Genomic DNA, 17,010 nt, shown 5'->3' with positions numbered 1-17,010 from the left:
TCGCACGTCGGTGCAACCCTCCAATGCACCGCGTTCAGTCCCCTCGCCCTCCGGGAGAGGGTTAGGGTGAGGGGCTTTTCAAAACGTAAGTTCGGCTCGACAGTTCAGGTCGGCGTAGCTCGAAGAAACAACTCGGTCAGTCCCCTCTCCCTCTGGGAGAGGGTTAGGGTGAGGGGCTCTTCGCGCAAACGATTAACCCCGCATTAACCCGCATCTTTTTCCTGTCCAGACAAGCTGTTACTGTACGGCCCACAAAGCCCAAGCCGCCTGGATCAGATCTGACTTGAAGCGTCCCCTCCTCCTGCTCCTGATCAGCCTGGCCTTGAGCTCAACCGCAAGCGCGACGATTACCGAAAGTCACGGTTATGCGCAGTTCGGCACGCTCAAGTACCCGGCCAGATTTACCCACTTCGACTGGGTCAACCCGCAAGCGCCCAAGGGCGGTACGTTGCGGGTGATGGCGTTCGGCACCTTCGATACGGTCAACCCGTACACCTTCAAGGGCACCAGCCCGGTGACCACGGCGAACTTCCTCCAGTACGGCATCAATGAGCTGAACGAGCCGTTGATGGTCGGCACCGGCCAGTATTCGCCGTCCGGCGACGAACCGGCGTCGAGTTACGGCTTGATCGCGCAATCGGTGGAGTACAGCGAAGATCGCAGCTGGGTGGTGTTCAATTTGCGCCCGGAAGCGCGTTTCCACGACGGCACACCGATCACAGCCTATGACGTAGCGTTCTCCTATCGAACGCTGCTCAAGGACGGTCATCCGTTGTACCGCACCGCCCTGCAGGAAGTGCTGCGGGTCGACATTCTCAACAAACAGCGCATTCGCTTCGTGCTCAAGCGCTCGGGCAATCCGCTGTTGATCCTGCGCCTCGGTGAACTGCCGGTGCTGCCGCAGCATTACTGGAAAGACCGCGATTTCAAGGCCACCACCTTCGAACCGCCACTGGGCAGCGGCCCCTATCGCATCACTTCGGTGACGCCGGGCCGGCAGTTGATCTTCGAACGGGTCAAGGATTACTGGGGCAAGGACCTGGCGGTCAATCGCGGCAAGTACAACTTCGATCGCATGGAAGTCGAATTCTATCGCGACAGCGATGTCGCCTTCGAAGCGTTCAAGGCTGGCGAATTCGACATCTACATCGAGCATCAGGCGAAGAACTGGGCCAACGGCTACAACTTCCCCGCCGTGCGCCGTGGCGACGTGATCAAGGCGCAGATCCCGCACCAGATCCCGACTCAGACTCAGGGCCTGTTCATGAACACCCGCCGCGCTACGTTCTCGGACGTGAAGACCCGCGAAGCGCTGGGTCTGATGTTCGACTTCGAGTGGACCAACCGCGCACTGTTCAGCGATGCCTACAAGCGCACCACCAGTTACTACCCCAACAGTGAATTCACAACTACCGGCCTGCCGGTCGGGCATGAATGGCTGATGCTCAAGCCTTACAAGGAGCAACTGCCGGCCAAGCTGTTCACCGAACCGTTCACGTTGCCGCAAACCGACGGTCGCGGCATCCCCCGGGAAACCATGCGCAAGGCACTGGCATTGCTCGCCGAAGCCGGCTGGAAGCTCAACGGCCAACGCCTGCAAAACGCTGACGGCCAACCGCTGCGGTTCGAGCTGTTGCTGGTCAATCCGAACCTGGAGCGCCTTTACCAGCCTTACATCGAGAACCTCAACAGCATCGGCATCGACGCGCGCCTGCGCACGGTGGATCGCGCCCAATACAAACAGCGCCTCGATCAATTTGATTTCGACATGATCTCGATGACACTCAACCAGACCCTTAGCCCGGGCCTTGAGCAGTGGCAGTACTTCCACTCCAGCCAGGTCGGAGTCAAGGGCAGCAAGAATTACGCGGGCATCGCCAATCCGGTGGTCGATCACCTGCTTGAACAATTGCTCGCCGCACGCACTCGCGACGAGCAGGTCGCCGCCGGCAAGGCGCTCGACCGCGTGCTGCTCTGGCAGCACTACAGCATTCCCAACTGGTACCTCAATTATCACCGTCTGGCCTACCGCAACCGGTTGGCCTTCGTCACCACGCCGCCCTACACCCTGGGCCTGAGCGCGTGGTGGCTGAAGTCTTCGGAGAAAGATCGATGAAACCTATCCGCGCCCTGCTCGTCCAGGCCAGCGGCTTGCTGTTCGCCGGGCTGGCCTTTGCCGCCCCGCAACACGCCGTGACCCTGTACAACGAGCCGCCGAAATACCCTGCCGATTTCAAGCATTTCGATTACGTGAATCCCGACGCGCCCAAGGGCGGCGTGTTCCGTCAGGCCGGATTCGGCGGCTTCGACAGCCTCAACCCGTTTATCAGCAAAGGCGTGCCTGCCGATGACGTCGGGCAAATCTACGACACCCTGACCAAGCACAGCCTCGACGAGCCGTTCACCGAATACGGCCTGATCGCCGGCAAAATCGAAAAAGCCCCGGACAACAGCTGGGTGCGTTTCTACCTGCGTCCCGAAGCTCGTTTTCATGACGGCCACCCGGTGCGCGCCGACGACGTGGTGTTCAGCTTCAACACCCTGACCAAGGAAGGCTCGCCACTGTTTCGCGGCTACTACAACGATGTCGCCGAAGTCGTCGCCGAAGACCCTCTCAAAGTGCTGTTCAAGTTCAAACACACCAACAACCGCGAGTTGCCGCTGATCCTCGGCCAATTGCCGGTGCTGCCGAAACACTGGTGGGCCGATCGCGATTTCAACAAGGGCAATCTCGAGATTCCTATGGGCAGCGGCCCGTACAAAGTTGCCGAAGTGAAGGCCGGCCGCTCAGTGCGTTACGAGCGGGTCAAGGATTACTGGGGCAAGGACCTGCCGGTCAATCGCGGTTTCTACAACTTCGACACGATGACCACCGATTACTACCGCGACAACACCGTCGCCCTCGAAGCCCTGAAAGCCGGCCAGTTCGATTACTGGCTGGAGATGGCCGCAAAAAACTGGGCCAACGCCTACAACATTCCGGCCGTCACTGAAGGCCGCCTGATCAAGGAACAGATCGCCAACAGCAACCCGACCGGCATGCAGGGGTTCGTCTTCAACCTGCGCCGCCCGGTGTTTCAGGATGTGCGCGTACGTCAGGCACTGGGCCTGCTGTTCGATTTCGAATGGACCAACAAACAACTGTTCAACGGCGCCTACTTCCGCACCCGCAGCTATTTCGAGAACTCGGAAATGGCCGCCACTGGCCTGCCCGATGCCGATCAACGGACGATCCTTGAGCCGTTCCGCAGCAAACTGCCGGCGCAGGTCTTCAGCGAAGCGTTCGACAACCCCAAGACCGACGCCAGCGGCATGATCCGCACCCAGCAGCGCGAGGCCTATCAACTGCTGCAAGAGGCTGGCTGGAAGATCGTCGACGATAAAATGGTCGACGCCACGGGCAAGCCTGTAGTGATTGAATTCCTGCTCGCGCAGACCGAGTTCGAACGGGTTTTGCTGCCGTTCAAGCGCAACCTCAGCGACCTCGGCATCGAACTGGTGATCCGTCGCGTCGACGTCTCGCAGTACATCAACCGCGTGCGTTCGCGGGACTTCGACATGATGGTCGGCAGCTTCCCGCAGTCCAACTCGCCAGGCAACGAGCAGCGCGAATACTGGATGAGCGCCGCTGCCGATAAGGCCAGCAGCCGTAACACCATGGGTCTGAAGGAGCCGATCGTCGATCAACTGGTGGAAAACCTGATCAACGCCGATTCGCGCAAAAGCCTGGTGGCCCACGCCCGCGCCCTGGATCGTGTGCTGCAATGGGGCTATTACGTGATCCCCAACTGGCACATCAAGACTTGGCGCGTGGCTTATTGGAATCACATCGGCCACCCGAAGGTCTCACCGAAATACGACATCGGCATCAACACCTGGTGGGTCAAGCCTGACGCGAAACCGGCGGTAGAAGTCGAAACCAAATTGCAAGCCGACCCTGCGGGCACGGAGTAATCAGATGCTGGCGTATATTTTTCGGCGACTGCTGCTGATCATCCCGACCCTGTTCGGCATCTTGCTGATCAACTTCGTGATCATCCAGGCCGCGCCCGGTGGCCCGGTGGAACAGATGATCGCCAAGCTCGAAGGCTTCGAAGGCGCCACCAGCCGCATTGCCGGCGGCGGTGCCGAAGTGTCGGTGGCCGGCTCCTCCTATCGCGGCGCACAGGGGCTGGACCCGGCGCTGATCAAGGAAATCGAGCACATGTACGGGTTCGACAAATCGGCCCCGGAACGCCTGTGGATCATGGTCAAGAACTACGCGACCCTGGATTTCGGCGACAGCTTTTTCCGCGACGCCAAGGTCATCGACCTGATCAAGGAAAAGATGCCGGTGTCGATCTCGCTGGGGCTGTGGAGCACGCTGATCATGTACCTGGTGTCGATCCCGCTGGGGATCGCCAAGGCCACGCGGCATGGCAGCCACTTCGACGTCTGGACCAGTTCGGCGATCATCGTCGGCTATGCGATCCCGGCGTTCCTCTTCGCGATCCTGCTGATCGTGGTGTTTGCCGGCGGCAGTTATCTCGACTGGTTCCCGCTGAGAGGACTGACCTCGAACAACTTCGATGAGCTGAGTTTCGGCGGCAAGATTCTTGACTACTTCTGGCACCTCGCGCTGCCAGTGACGGCACTGGTGATCGGCAACTTCGCGACCATGACCCTGCTGACCAAAAACAGCTTCCTCGACGAAATCAACAAACAGTACGTGGTCACCGCCAAGGCCAAAGGCCTGACCCGCCATCGCGTGCTCTACGGCCATGTGTTCCGCAACGCCATGCTGCTGGTGATTGCCGGTTTCCCGTCGGCGTTCATCGGCATCTTCTTCACCGGCTCCTTGCTGGTGGAAGTGATCTTCTCCCTCGACGGTTTGGGCCTGATGAGTTTCGAAGCGGCGATCAACCGCGATTACCCGGTGGTGTTCGGCACCCTGTTCATCTTCACCCTGCTGGGGTTGGTGGTGAAATTGATCGGCGACCTCACCTACACCCTGGTCGATCCGCGCATCGACTTCGAAAGCCGGGAGCATTGAGATGAACCTGTCCCCTCTCAACCGCCGCCGCTTCGAACTGTTCAAGGCCAACAAACGTGGCTGGTGGTCGCTGTGGCTGTTTCTGATCCTGTTCGGGCTGAGCCTCGGCGCCGAGCTGATCGCCAACGACAAGCCGTTGGTGGTGCATTACGACAACAACTGGTACTTCCCGGCGATCAAGCGCTACCCGGAAACCGCCTTCGGCGGCGAATTCCCGCTGGAAGCCAACTACAAGAGCCCGTACATCCGCGAACTGCTCAAGGCCAAGGATGCGTGGGTGCTGTGGGCGCCGATTCCCTACAGCTACCAGAGCATCAATTACGACCTGAAAGTCCCGGCACCGGCGCCGCCCTCGGCGGACAATTTACTGGGCACTGACGACCAGGGCCGCGACGTGCTGGCGCGGGTGATTTACGGTTTCCGCATTTCGGTGCTGTTTGCGCTGACCTTGACTGTGTTGAGTTCGATCATCGGCGTGATTGCCGGCGCGTTGCAGGGTTTCTATGGCGGCTGGGTCGATCTGGCCGGGCAGCGTTTCCTGGAGATCTGGTCGGGGTTACCGGTGCTGTACCTGCTGATCATTCTCGCCAGTTTCGTCCAGCCGAACTTCTGGTGGCTGCTGGGGATCATGCTGCTGTTCTCGTGGATGAGCCTGGTCGACGTGGTGCGCGCCGAGTTCCTCCGTGGCCGTAACCTCGAATACGTGCGTGCGGCGCGGGCGCTGGGCATGCAGAACGGCGCGATCATGTTCCGCCACATCCTGCCCAATGCGATGGTCTCGACCATGACGTTTATGCCGTTCATCCTCACCGGCGCCATCGGCACCCTCACCGCTTTGGACTTCCTCGGTTTCGGCTTGCCGGCCGGCAGTCCGTCGCTGGGTGAACTGGTCGCGCAGGGCAAATCCAACCTGCAAGCGCCGTGGCTGGGCATGAGTGCCTTCGCCGTGCTGGCGTTGATGTTGAGTTTGCTGGTGTTTATCGGCGAGTCCGCTCGCGATGCCTTCGACCCGAGGAAGTGAAATGAATCAGGACAATCTGATCGAAGTGCGCGACCTCGCCGTCGAATTCGGTTTTGGCGAGCGCGTGCACCGGGTCGTCGAAGGCGTGAGTTTCGACATCAAGCGTGGTGAAACCCTCGCGCTGGTCGGCGAATCCGGCTCGGGCAAATCGGTGACCGCGCACTCGATTCTGCGTTTGCTGCCCTACCCGATGGCCCGCCATCCGGCCGGAAGCATCAACTATGCCGGGCAAAACCTGCTGGGCCTGAGCGAAAAAACCATTCGCCATATTCGCGGTAACCGCATCGCGATGATTTTTCAGGAGCCGATGACCTCGCTGAATCCGCTGCACTCGATCGAGAAGCAGATCAACGAAGTCCTCGGCATCCACAAGGGCCTGACCGGCAAAGTCGCGACCAAGCGTACGCTGGAGCTGCTGGAGATGGTCGGCATCCCCGAGCCGCACAAGCGCCTCAAGGCCCTGCCCCACGAATTGTCCGGCGGCCAACGCCAGCGGGTGATGATCGCCATGGCCCTGGCCAACGAGCCGGAACTGCTGATTGCCGACGAACCGACCACGGCGCTGGACGTGACCGTTCAGCTGAAAATTCTCGATCTGCTCAAGGAATTGCAGGCCAGATTGGGCATGTCGCTGTTACTGATCAGTCACGATTTGAACCTGGTGCGAAGAATTGCGCATCGCGTATGTGTCATGCAGCGCGGTTGCATCGTCGAACAGGCATCGTGCGAAGAGCTGTTCCGTTCGCCGCAGCATCCGTACACTCGGGAATTGCTCGGCGCGGAGCCCAGCGGAGGCCCGGCGAGCAATAAAATCGGCGCGCCGCTGCTTGAAGTCGAGGACCTGAAAGTCTGGTTCCCGATCAAGAAAGGCCTGCTCAAGCGCACGGTGGATCACGTCAAGGCAGTGGACGGCATCAATTTCAGCCTGCCGCAGGGTCAGACCCTGGGGATTGTGGGCGAAAGCGGTTCCGGCAAATCCACGCTGGGTCTGGCGATTTTGCGGCTGATCGGCAGCAAAGGCGCGATCCGCTTTGAAGGCAAACAGCTAGACTGCCTGACGCAGAACGAGGTTCGCCCGTTGCGTCGGGAGATGCAGGTGGTGTTTCAGGACCCGTTTGGCAGCCTGAGCCCGCGCATGTGCGTCAGCGATATCGTTGGCGAAGGCCTGCGAATTCACAAGATGGGCACCGCCGAGGAGCAACAGGCGGCGATTATTGCGGCATTGAAGGAGGTAGGTCTGGATCCGGAAACCCGGCACCGCTACCCCCACGAATTTTCCGGTGGGCAACGGCAACGAATCGCCATTGCCCGGGCTTTGGTGCTGAAACCGGCGCTGATCCTGCTGGACGAGCCGACGTCGGCGCTCGACCGGACGGTGCAGCGGCAAGTGGTGGAGCTGTTGCGTTCACTGCAAGCCAAGTACAACCTGACGTATTTGTTTATCAGCCATGATTTGGCTGTCGTCAAAGCGCTGAGCCACCAGTTGATGGTGGTCAAGCATGGCCAAGTGGTCGAACAGGGAGACGCGCAAAGTATTTTTGCCGCCCCCCAACATCCGTATACACAGCAGTTGCTGGAAGCCGCTTTTTTGGCACCAGCCACTGCGCAATAACCTGAAAGAGGAGCAACACATGGGTTTTCTCGCCGGTAAGCGCGTACTGATCGTCGGTGTCGCCAGCAAGCTGTCCATCGCATCCGGCATCGCTGCCGCCATGCATCGCGAGGGCGCTGAGCTTGCCTTCACTTATCAGAACGACAAACTGAAAGGTCGTGTTGAAGAATTCGCCCAAGGCTGGGGTTCGAGCCCTGAGCTGTGCTTCCCGTGCGACGTGGCCAGCGATGAAGAAATCGCCAAGGTCTTCGAAGCACTGAGCAAGAAGTGGGACGGCCTGGACTGCATCGTTCACTCCGTAGGTTTCGCCCCGGGCGACCAACTGGACGGCGACTTCACCGAAGCCACCACCCGTGACGGTTTCCGCATCGCGCACGACATCAGCGCCTACAGCTTCGTGGCCCTGGCCAAAGCCGGTCGCGAAATGATGAAAGGCCGCAACGGCAGCCTGCTGACCCTGTCGTACCTGGGCGCCGAGCGCACCATGCCGAACTACAACGTGATGGGCATGGCCAAGGCTTCGCTGGAAGCTGGCGTACGTTACCTGGCCGGCTCCCTGGGCCCGGACGGCACCCGCGTAAACTGCGTATCGGCTGGCCCGATCCGCACCCTGGCAGCCTCGGGCATCAAGAACTTCCGCAAGATGCTGGCCGCCAACGAAGCGCAAACCCCGCTGCGTCGCAACGTCACCATCGACGAAGTCGGCAACGCCGGCGCCTTCCTGTGCTCCGACCTGGCGTCGGGCATCAGCGGTGAAATCATGTACGTCGACGGCGGCTTCAACACCACCGCCATGGGCAACATCGAAGAGTGATCTTCGCTTAGCCGATAAAAAAACCCGCCGATCTCAGGCGGGTTTTTTTATGCCTGCAACACTGTCCCCTGTGGGAGTGAGCCTGCTCGCGAAGGCGTCCATTCAGTCACCTGTTCATTGCCTGACCCAGCGCTTTCGCGAGCAAGCTCGCTCCCACATGGATTTGTGGTGAACCAGATGTTGTGAACACCGAAGTACCTGTGGGAGTGAGCTTGCTCACGAAGAGGCCGGCACATTCAACAGAGATGTTGCCTGACCGGACGTCTTCGCGAGCAAGCTCGCTTCCACATGGATTTGTGGTGAACCGGGATGTTGTGAACACCGCCCCCCTGTAGGAGTGAGCCTGCTCGCGAAGAGGCCGGCACATTCAACAGAGATGTTGCCTGACCGGACGTCTTCGCGAGCAAGCTCGCTCCCACATGGATTTGTGGTGAACCGGGATGTTGTGAACACCGCCCCCCCCCTGTAGGAGTGAGCCTGCTCGCGATAGCGCTGGGTCAGCCGATGAAGATGTTGAAAGTGTGGACGCTATCGCGAGCAGGCTCACTCCTACAGGGGATCTGCGGTGCATTCACTAACAACCCTTCAACGCCTGCTTATGCGCATACATCGCGCCATCCGCATCCGCCAGCAAGCGATCCACGGTTTCATGGCGTTTCGAATCATATTCAATCTGGCCCACGCTGAAGCGAATCGCATAGCCGCGATGCAGTGTGGCATTACGCTCTTCGAGGATATCCTTGAGCCGCGCCATGATCGTCGTGGTTTCGACATGGCTGGAGCCGGTCAGCAACGCGACAAACTCATCCCCGCCCAGGCGTCCGACCACATCACTCTCGCGAAAGGCAATGCGCAGCACATCGGCAAAGGTCTTCAGCGCACTGTCACCCTCGGCATGGCCGTACAGATCGTTGATCTGCTTGAAGTCATTGAGGTCGAAAAACAGCAAGGTCGCCGGCCGCTCCAGCCGTGCACAGGCGTCCAGCGCATGCTGGGCCAGTTGCTTGAAGCCGCGACGGTTGGACAGCAGCGTCAGTTCATCCATGCTCGCCATCTGCACGGCGGTCAGCTCTTGCTCGGCCATTTCCGCCAGATCACGCAACAGCGCGCGCTCTTCCTCGTCGAGGTCGCGGGGCTTGGTGTCGATCAGGCACAGCGTGCCCATTTTATTGCCATTGGGCACGGTCAGCGGGTAGCCGGCGTAGAAGCGGATGTTCGGCGCGCCAGTGACCAGCGGGTTGTCATGGAAGCGCACATCTTCGCGGGCGTCAGGCACCAACAGCAGGTCGTTCTGCAAAATCGCGTGTCCGCAGAATGAAACATCCCTCGGCGTTTCAGTGGCATCCAGGCCCACACAGGACTTGAACCACTGCCGATTGGTGTCGACCAGCGTCACCAGTGCAATCGGCACATTGAACAGTCGTTTCGCCAATCGTGTCAGTCGGTCGAAACGCTCTTCAGGGGCGGAATCGAGCAGTTCGAGACCGTGCAGCGCTTGAACTCGCGCCGTTTCATTCGCAGGTTTTCCTGGAACCAGCATCAGCACACTCCATTGGCAACAATGCTTTCAAGCGTAGCGCTAATTTGGCAATGGCTCACATTTGCGCCACCGGACACGGCCCGCCCGCGTCGGCCCAGAGCTTGAATTGCGCCACAAAAATATCGTGCGGCACCGGCACCGGTGCGCGCCCTGCTCCGGGATTCCAGCCCCAGAGCACCAGTTTGTCTTCGCTGACGTGCTTGATCAGCGCAGCAAAATCGCGATCGCCATTGCTCGAACGGTCCTTGATCATCGCGCAGAGCTTGTCCGGCGGCAGGCCGATCCAGGCCATTTTGTGCGCCGCCGGCGGCAGGCTCCAGTGCGGCGCACCCGGCGGTGCATGCGGGCCGTAACTGGCCGGCGGATTGTTTTCCGCATGGCAGGTTGCACAGGGCAAACCGGCCGCGCCCTTGCCGTCCATACCGCGCACGACGTTCATCGCGTGGGGAATGCCGGCGTCGAACTGCAGCGGCGAATCACCGGGAATATGACAGTTCTGGCAGCGCGGACTCTGAAAGACTTTCTGCACCGTGCCGAACGCCTTCAACGCTTCCTGATCATCGGCAAACAGGTCCGAGGCATAACCGCCCAGCCCCAGCAAAATCACCGTGCCCAACACTAGATGTCGTTTCATCTCACACCCCCGACAGTTGCAGCGGCAACTCGCGCAGGCGCTGCCCGGTCAGGGCGTACACCGCATTGGCCACGGCTGGCGCGGTCGGCGGCACACCGGCCTCGCCGATGCCGCCGGGTTTGTCGCTGCTGGGCACGATGTGCACTTCCACCACCGGCATTTCGTTGAGCCGCAGCACCTGATAATCGTGATAGTTGGACTGCACGACCGCGCCATCCTTGAGTGTCAGTTTGCTGTGCAGCGCCATACCCAGACCGAAGGTGATGCACGACTCCATCTGCGCGGCGATGCTTTGCGGATTCACCGCAATCCCGCAGTCCACCGCACAAACCACGCGGTGCACGCGAATCTTCAGATTGTCCTGTGACACCTCGGCGACCTGCGCCACGTAACTGCCGAATGACTCGTGCACCGCCACGCCGAGGGCATGGCCGTCCGGCAACGGTGCTTTCCAGTTGGCTTTTTCCACCGCCAGATTCAGTACGCCCAAATGCCGAGGATGATCCTTGAGCAGCGTTCGTCGGTACTCGACCGGGTCCTTGCCCGCCGCCGTGGCCATCTCGTCGATCAGCGATTCCATGACGAAACCGGTGTGGCTATGGCCCACCGAGCGCAGCCACAACACATTGATGCCGGTTTGCGGCGAATGCAGATCGACCTGATGATTGGCCAGGCCTTTGACGTAAGGACTGTCGGCAACGCCTTCGACCGAAGTCGGGTCGATACCGTTCTTGACCATCATCGCTTCCATCAGCGTGCCAGTCATGATCGACTGGCCGACCAGCACGTGTTGCCAGCTCGACGGTAAACCATCGGCGCCCAAACCGATCTTGGCTTGATGCAGGAACATCGAACGGTAATAACCGCCACGAATGTCATCCTCGCGCGACCACACGGTTTTCACCGGCATAGCGGCAGCTTTCGCCACCTGCACGGCTTCGGCGACAAAATCTGATGTCGGATTGGCCCGACGGCCAAAACCGCCGCCAAGGAATTCGGTGTGGATTTCGACTTGCTCGGGTTTCAGCCCGGTGATCTTGCCGGCGACCATCTGATCCAGTGTCTGGAATTGTGTGCCGGTCCAGATCTCGCATTTTTCCGCGCTGATCTTCACCGTACAGTTGAGCGGTTCCATCGGCGCGTGGGCGAGATACGGCACGCTGTATTCGACATCGATCTTCTTCGCGGCTTTGCCGAAACTGCCCTTGGCATCGCCGGCCTGACTCGCCGATGTGCCCTGCGTCGCGGCCAGTTTGCGGAAACTTGCCAGCAATTTCTCGCTGCTCAGATCTGCATTCGGCCCCAGATCCCAATCGACCTTCAGCGCATCACGGCCCAATTTAGCCGCCCAGTAATGCTCGGCAATCACCGCCACGCCCGTCGGCACTTGCACCACTTTGTGTACGCCCGGCACCGCCAGCGCTTCAGCGCCTTCAAAGGATTTGACGCTGGCACCGAATACCGGTGGGCGCGCGACCATCGCGGTCATCAGGCCTTCAAACTGCACATCCATGCCGAACTTGGCGCGGCCGGTGATTTTCTCCGGTGTGTCGAGGCGTTTGGTCGGTTTGCCAATGACTTTCCAGTCCTTGGCCTCCTTGAAGGTGATCGACTTCGGATCCGGCACCGGCAGTTGCCCGGCGGCGTCCGCCAGCTCGCCGTAAGTGGCGCGTTTGTCGCCCGCGATCACCACACCCGATTCAGTGCGAATCGCCGACGGTGCCACTTCAAAGCGCTTCGCCGCTGCCTCTACCAGCATCTGTCGCGCCGTCGCGCCTGCCAGGCGATAACGGTCGAACTCCATCCACGTCGACGTCGAGCCGCCGGTAATCTGCATGCCGCCAAACCCCGGCATGCCGTAATCCGCCGCCGATGCGGGGGAATGCTCAACGCGGATCTTCGACCAGTCAGCGTCCAGCTCCTCGGCAATCAACATGGTCAGGCCGGTCCAGATGCCCTGGCCCATTTCCGAATGCCCGAGCAGCACCGTGACGCTGTTGTCCGCCGCTATTCGCAAAAATGCGTTCGGCGCAAACACCTTGCCTTCATTCTCGGCCGCATAGGCAAACTTGTGGCCGCCAGGTACAACAAACGCCACCACCAACCCGCCGCCCAACACGGCGCTGCCCTTGAGAAACCCCCGACGTGATACCGGACTGTTCATCGTCTATCTCCCACATCAATCAACCGATTTCGGACGCACGCTTCACAGCTGCGCGGATCCGGGGATAGGTGCCGCAACGGCAGATATTGCCGGAGAGCGCCTGATCGATATCGCTGTCGGTGGGTTTGGGGATTTTCGCCAGCAGTGCCGCCGCAGACATGATCTGCCCCGACTGGCAGTAACCGCACTGCACCACATCGAGCTCGGCCCAGGCTTGCTGCACCGGGTGCGAACCGTCGGTGGACAGGCCTTCGATGGTGAGGATTTTCTGTCCATGCGCCACGGCCGTCGCGGGTGTGATGCAGGCGCGCAACGGCGCCCCGTCAACGTGCACGGTGCAGGCCCCGCACTGGGCCATGCCACAGCCGAATTTGGTACCGGTCAGGTGCGCGACATCGCGCAGGACCCAGAGCAACGGCATGTCCGCGGGGACATCGAGCTCCTGATCCTTGCCATTGATATTCAAGGTCAGCATCGGGGATATTCCTCAGACTCACGGTGTTCTGAAGGGGCGTCGCTGTGGCCATCGATGCCTACGCGCGCCTCGGCTTATCCCTTTCAGCAAAGCCTAATTTGCGCGTGAAGTCAGACGTTGCGACCACCGGTCATGCAGATGTCGACTTTAATCCTACAGTTGATAACGGCTCTCACCGAGCCTGCGCTGTAGAAAACTCGTCATGAGCGAAACCGGTCCGCGACTACCGCGCGGGTTACCCATCACACTGGTCTGGAGTAGCAAACATGGGATTTGTCACCAGCAAAGACGGCGTCGAGGTTTTCTACAAGGACTGGGGCCCGAAAGACGCGCCAGTGATCCATTTCCACCACGGCTGGCCGCTCAGTTCCGACGATTGGGATGCGCAGATGCTGTTTTTTCTCGGCAAAGGCTTCCGGGTGGTTGCCCATGATCGGCGTGGGCATGGGCGTTCGAGTCAGGTCTGGGACGGCCACGATATGGATCATTACGCCGACGATACGCTGGCCGTGGTTAATCATCTGGGCCTGAAGAACGTGGTGCATGTCGGTCACTCGACCGGTGGCGGTGAGGTGATTCATTACATCGCCCGGCATGGTCAGGCCAACGTCGCCAAAGGCGTGCTGATCAGTGCGGTGCCGCCGCTGATGGTGCAGACCGAGAGCAATCCGGGTGGGCTGCCGAAATCGGTATTCGATGATTTTCAGGCGCAACTGGCGGCGAACCGGGCGCAGTTCTATCGGGATATTCCGACCGGGCCTTTCTACGGCTACAACCGGCCGGGCGCCACGCCTTCGGAAGGGATTATTGCCAACTGGTGGCGTCAAGGGATGATTGGCGGGGCGAAGGCGCATTACGACGGGATCGTCGCGTTCTCGCAGACAGACTTCACCGAGGACTTGAAAAAGGTCACGGTGCCTGTGCTGGTGATGCATGGTGAGGATGATCAGATTGTGCCGTATGCGGATTCAGGGCCTTTGTCGGCGAAGTTGCTGCCCAATGGCACGCTGAAATCGTATCCGGGGTTTCCGCACGGGATGCCGACGACGGAGGCCGAGACGATTAACGCGGATCTGTTGGCCTTTATTCGCGGTGAAGATCTGTAAGTTTATGTACTGCACCCTGTGGGAGCGAGCTTGCTCGCGAAAGCGTCATTACTTTCAATATTGATGTCGACTGACACGACGCCTTCGCGAGCAAGCTCGCTCCCACTGGGACTATGTGACATGCCAAAAATCGTCACTCCATTCCAAGTCCCAGAAGTTTTCTGCCCCCTCTAATCCTCTGTACGCTCCGTGCTTTCGCGATCACGCTCGTAGTGGTGAGCCAGTGGCAGCGCCGGCAGCCACGACTCGCGGCGGATGGTCCAGAGTTCGTAGGTGGGTTTGAACTGATTAGGCTCATCGAGCGATCCGACGTTGACCTCTACTTCATCTTCGGAACGCGCGAACACCGGAGAGCCGCAGCGCGGGCAGAAAAAGCGCCCGTTGTAGTCGCGGGTTTCACCGGTGACTTTCAGCGCATCCTCGGGAAATATGGCCGAGGTGCCGAACAGCGCGCCATGGCGCTTGCGGCAGTCGAGGCAGTGGCAAATGCCGACGCGGTAGGGCTGACCTGTCACTTCGAAACGGACATCGCCGCACAGGCAACCGCCGGTCAATAGATTCATGTCACACCTCCTCTTCAGAATTTGAAATTACCGACAGCCCTCACCCTAACCCTCTCCCAGAGGGAGAGGGAACTGACCGCGCTGAATGTGCAAGTTGCACCGACTTGAAATACCGAGTCGAACTCTGGCCTGGAAGTACATGGAGATCTGCTCCCTTCCCCCTCGCCCCCTTTGGGGGAGAGGGCTGGGGTGAGGGGGAAAAATCTCACGGACTCACGCAAAACCGAAAGCCGCCACCAACCGGCATTGCTCATGTGTAAACGTCATCCGGTTATCACGTTTAAAGCACACAAACCGTTACGCCATCCTCCCTACAACACCTTGCGTCGTTACCTACGCGTACGCCAGAATCCGCCGGCTTACACGGCTATGGGCCGGGTTATATCGTTGGCCTGTCACTGCAAAACAGTGATCGGGTTTGGTAGCCCGTCTGTAATAGCCGTGTGACAACACCCTGTGCTGTCTCTTTGTGGAGCTCAGTTCAATGGTAGTCATGCGTGGGGCTCACTCGTGAGCGCCGGGTTCCTATTGCAGCCGGTCTACCAACCCGCGTATGGCCACCACCCACTCGTTTGGTAGCGAGAGTGATGGCTCCTTAAACTGCGATAGGAGTTTCATCCATGTTCAAAATCACGCCCAACCCACCGATCACCGATCCAATCCCTCACGACCCCGCGCTCAACCCGCAAAAGGTCAAAGAGGCAACCGACCGCGCCCTCGACTACTACCTGCGACCCGAAGCACTGGGCGCTCCGCCAAGCTCGCCCCCGTTTCGCCCGGTCTATCTGGTCGACCCCACGCGGGATGAAGAAACTTTGTTGGTCGAAGCCTGTGAGTCGCTTTCCTACGCCCACTCCATGGCCGGTAACATCGCCAACTCAATAGGCGGCCCGGAGCGCAAACCGCTGCTGGCGCTGCAACAGGTGATCATGCTGAACGAGCTGTTGGTCAACCGACTGCTGGACAAGCTGCGCGTACCGCAGTAGTCAAAAAACGGAATGAGTGAGGGGGTTACCCCTCACCTTTGCGGGCTATCATCCTTATTGCCCGAATCGCCGTGAACATTCGTCGGCGTTCGGGGGTTGTGGTGGTTGCGCTGATCTACAAGCCCTGGCTTGCGATCAGCGTCCATACTGTGGTTTTTCAAAAGTCGGGACACCGCCATGCCCTCCCCCGAATCCAGTCTTTTGCAGAGCTGGCACGACAACGCTGATGCCTGGATCGAAGTGATCCGCAGCGGCGCCATTGAAAGCCGCCAGCAGGTTACCGATCAGGCGATTCTGCTGACGATCATGGGCCGGCAGCCGCAGCGCGTACTTGATCTTGGCTGCGGCGAAGGCTGGTTATTGCGGGCACTGGCGGAACGCGGGATAGATGCCGTCGGCGTGGATGGCGATGCGCGGCTGGTCGAAGCGGCGCGTTTGGCGGGGGCGGCGCGAGTGCATGTCGCGAACTATGACGCGCTGGCCGATGGCAAGATCGACATCGGGCGCGACTATGAGCTGATCTGCGCCAACTTCTCTTTGCTGCATCAGGACATCATCTCGCTGCTGGCGGCGATGAATGCGCTGCTGGTTCCCGGCGGCACGTTGCTCATTCAGACACTGCATCCTTGGTCTGTCGCGGCAGGCGATTACCAGGATGGCTGGCGCGAAGAAACCTTCGCGGGATTCAAAGGCCAGTGGCAGCCGATGCCGTGGTATTTCCGCACGTTGTCGAGTTGGCTGAATGCGCTCGATATGGCCGGGTTCCAATTGGCCAGCCTGCAAGAGCCACAACACCCGCAAAGTCCAGTGCCGCAGTCATTGCTGATGGTTGCCGAGCGCCGCTGAAATTTCAGTAACACCACCACACGGTGGGAGCGAGCTTGCTCGCGAAAGCGGTGTGTCAGGCAACGCAGATTCCGACTGTGCCGACGCCTTCGCGAGCAAGCTCGCTCCCACAGGGTTTTGCGTTAACCAAATATCCAGGGAACGCTGCTGCCCACTGTGGGAGCGAGCCTGCTCGCGAAAGCGGCGTGTCAGGCCATACAAATGCAGACCGTGCTGA

General features: G+C 60.0%; 14 protein-coding genes. 9 read left to right on the top strand and 5 right to left on the bottom strand.

The window, feature by feature from the left end:
- The first annotated feature begins 283 nt into the window (after window positions 1-283).
- The 6 genes from HUW52_RS14370 to fabI are packed head-to-tail and all read left to right on the top strand — an operon-like array spanning window position 284 to window position 8,479.
- Complete coding sequence (locus HUW52_RS14370; RefSeq protein WP_175554015.1) at window positions 284-2,116, top strand: extracellular solute-binding protein; 1,833 nt, start codon at window positions 284-286, stop codon at window positions 2,114-2,116.
- Window positions 2,113-3,954, top strand: a complete 1,842-nt coding sequence (locus tag HUW52_RS14365; RefSeq protein ID WP_175554014.1) for an extracellular solute-binding protein — start codon at window positions 2,113-2,115, stop codon at window positions 3,952-3,954. The genes HUW52_RS14370 and HUW52_RS14365 overlap by 4 nt, the downstream gene beginning before the upstream one ends.
- Window positions 3,955-3,958: 4 nt before the next feature.
- Window positions 3,959-5,032 (top strand): microcin C ABC transporter permease YejB, encoded by a 1,074-nt coding sequence (locus HUW52_RS14360; protein ID WP_016987121.1) that lies wholly within the window; start codon window positions 3,959-3,961, stop codon window positions 5,030-5,032.
- Between the two features lies 1 nt (window position 5,033).
- Complete coding sequence (locus HUW52_RS14355; protein WP_007910587.1) at window positions 5,034-6,053, top strand: ABC transporter permease; 1,020 nt, start codon at window positions 5,034-5,036, stop codon at window positions 6,051-6,053.
- 1 nt (window position 6,054) lies between these two features.
- Window positions 6,055-7,665, top strand: a complete 1,611-nt coding sequence (locus tag HUW52_RS14350; RefSeq protein ID WP_150650479.1) for an ABC transporter ATP-binding protein — start codon at window positions 6,055-6,057, stop codon at window positions 7,663-7,665.
- Window positions 7,666-7,684: 19 nt separating this feature from the next.
- Complete coding sequence (fabI, locus tag HUW52_RS14345) at window positions 7,685-8,479, top strand: enoyl-ACP reductase FabI (protein WP_007910591.1); 795 nt, start codon at window positions 7,685-7,687, stop codon at window positions 8,477-8,479.
- A 574-nt stretch (window positions 8,480-9,053) separates the two neighbouring features.
- Here the strand turns inward: fabI and HUW52_RS14340 are convergent.
- Genes HUW52_RS14340 through HUW52_RS14325 form a run of 4 tightly spaced genes read right to left on the bottom strand, consistent with a single transcriptional unit; the run spans window position 9,054 to window position 13,292 of the window.
- Complete coding sequence (locus HUW52_RS14340) at window positions 9,054-10,019, bottom strand: sensor domain-containing diguanylate cyclase (RefSeq protein ID WP_016986542.1); 966 nt, start codon at window positions 10,017-10,019, stop codon at window positions 9,054-9,056.
- A 55-nt stretch (window positions 10,020-10,074) separates the two neighbouring features.
- Window positions 10,075-10,653 carry a hypothetical protein gene (locus HUW52_RS14335; RefSeq protein ID WP_016986541.1) on the bottom strand — a complete coding sequence of 193 codons (579 nt, stop codon included), beginning with the start codon at window positions 10,651-10,653 and terminating at the stop codon, window positions 10,075-10,077.
- 1 nt (window position 10,654) lies between these two features.
- The gene (locus HUW52_RS14330) at window positions 10,655-12,817 is read right to left on the bottom strand and encodes a xanthine dehydrogenase family protein molybdopterin-binding subunit (protein ID WP_175554013.1); all 2,163 of its coding nucleotides are present in this window, start codon (window positions 12,815-12,817) and stop codon (window positions 10,655-10,657) included.
- A gap of 19 nt (window positions 12,818-12,836) precedes the next feature.
- On the bottom strand, window positions 12,837-13,292 hold the full coding sequence (locus tag HUW52_RS14325) for a (2Fe-2S)-binding protein (RefSeq protein WP_003224136.1): 456 nt from the start codon (window positions 13,290-13,292) through the stop codon (window positions 12,837-12,839).
- Window positions 13,293-13,558: 266 nt separating this feature from the next.
- Here HUW52_RS14325 and HUW52_RS14320 point away from each other — a divergent pair, with 266 nt between their 5' ends.
- Entirely contained in the window at window positions 13,559-14,398 is an 840-nt protein-coding gene (locus tag HUW52_RS14320) for an alpha/beta fold hydrolase (RefSeq protein WP_175554012.1), read from the top strand.
- A 170-nt stretch (window positions 14,399-14,568) separates the two neighbouring features.
- Here HUW52_RS14320 and HUW52_RS14315 read toward each other — a convergent pair whose 3' ends face one another.
- A complete protein-coding gene (locus tag HUW52_RS14315) occupies window positions 14,569-14,961 on the bottom strand; it encodes a GFA family protein (RefSeq protein WP_175554011.1) in 393 nt (130 codons plus the stop codon).
- Window positions 14,962-15,581: 620 nt separating this feature from the next.
- On the opposite strand from HUW52_RS14315, the gene HUW52_RS14310 reads away from it, so the two are divergent.
- Together HUW52_RS14310 and HUW52_RS14305 are read left to right on the top strand one after the other, a co-directional pair.
- Window positions 15,582-15,947 carry a DUF6124 family protein gene (locus HUW52_RS14310; RefSeq protein ID WP_175554010.1) on the top strand — a complete coding sequence of 122 codons (366 nt, stop codon included), beginning with the start codon at window positions 15,582-15,584 and terminating at the stop codon, window positions 15,945-15,947.
- A 177-nt stretch (window positions 15,948-16,124) separates the two neighbouring features.
- The gene (locus HUW52_RS14305) at window positions 16,125-16,793 is read left to right on the top strand and encodes a bifunctional 2-polyprenyl-6-hydroxyphenol methylase/3-demethylubiquinol 3-O-methyltransferase UbiG (RefSeq protein WP_175554009.1); all 669 of its coding nucleotides are present in this window, start codon (window positions 16,125-16,127) and stop codon (window positions 16,791-16,793) included.
- The last annotated feature ends 217 nt before the right edge of the window (window positions 16,794-17,010 follow it).

Origin of the sequence: Pseudomonas sp. 43A (assembly GCF_013363935.1) — a bacterium.
Lineage (GTDB): Bacteria > Pseudomonadota > Gammaproteobacteria > Pseudomonadales > Pseudomonadaceae > Aquipseudomonas > Aquipseudomonas crudilactis.
The sequence above is the reverse complement of the archived record's forward strand: the minus strand, read 5'-3'. Positions and strand labels throughout refer to the sequence as shown.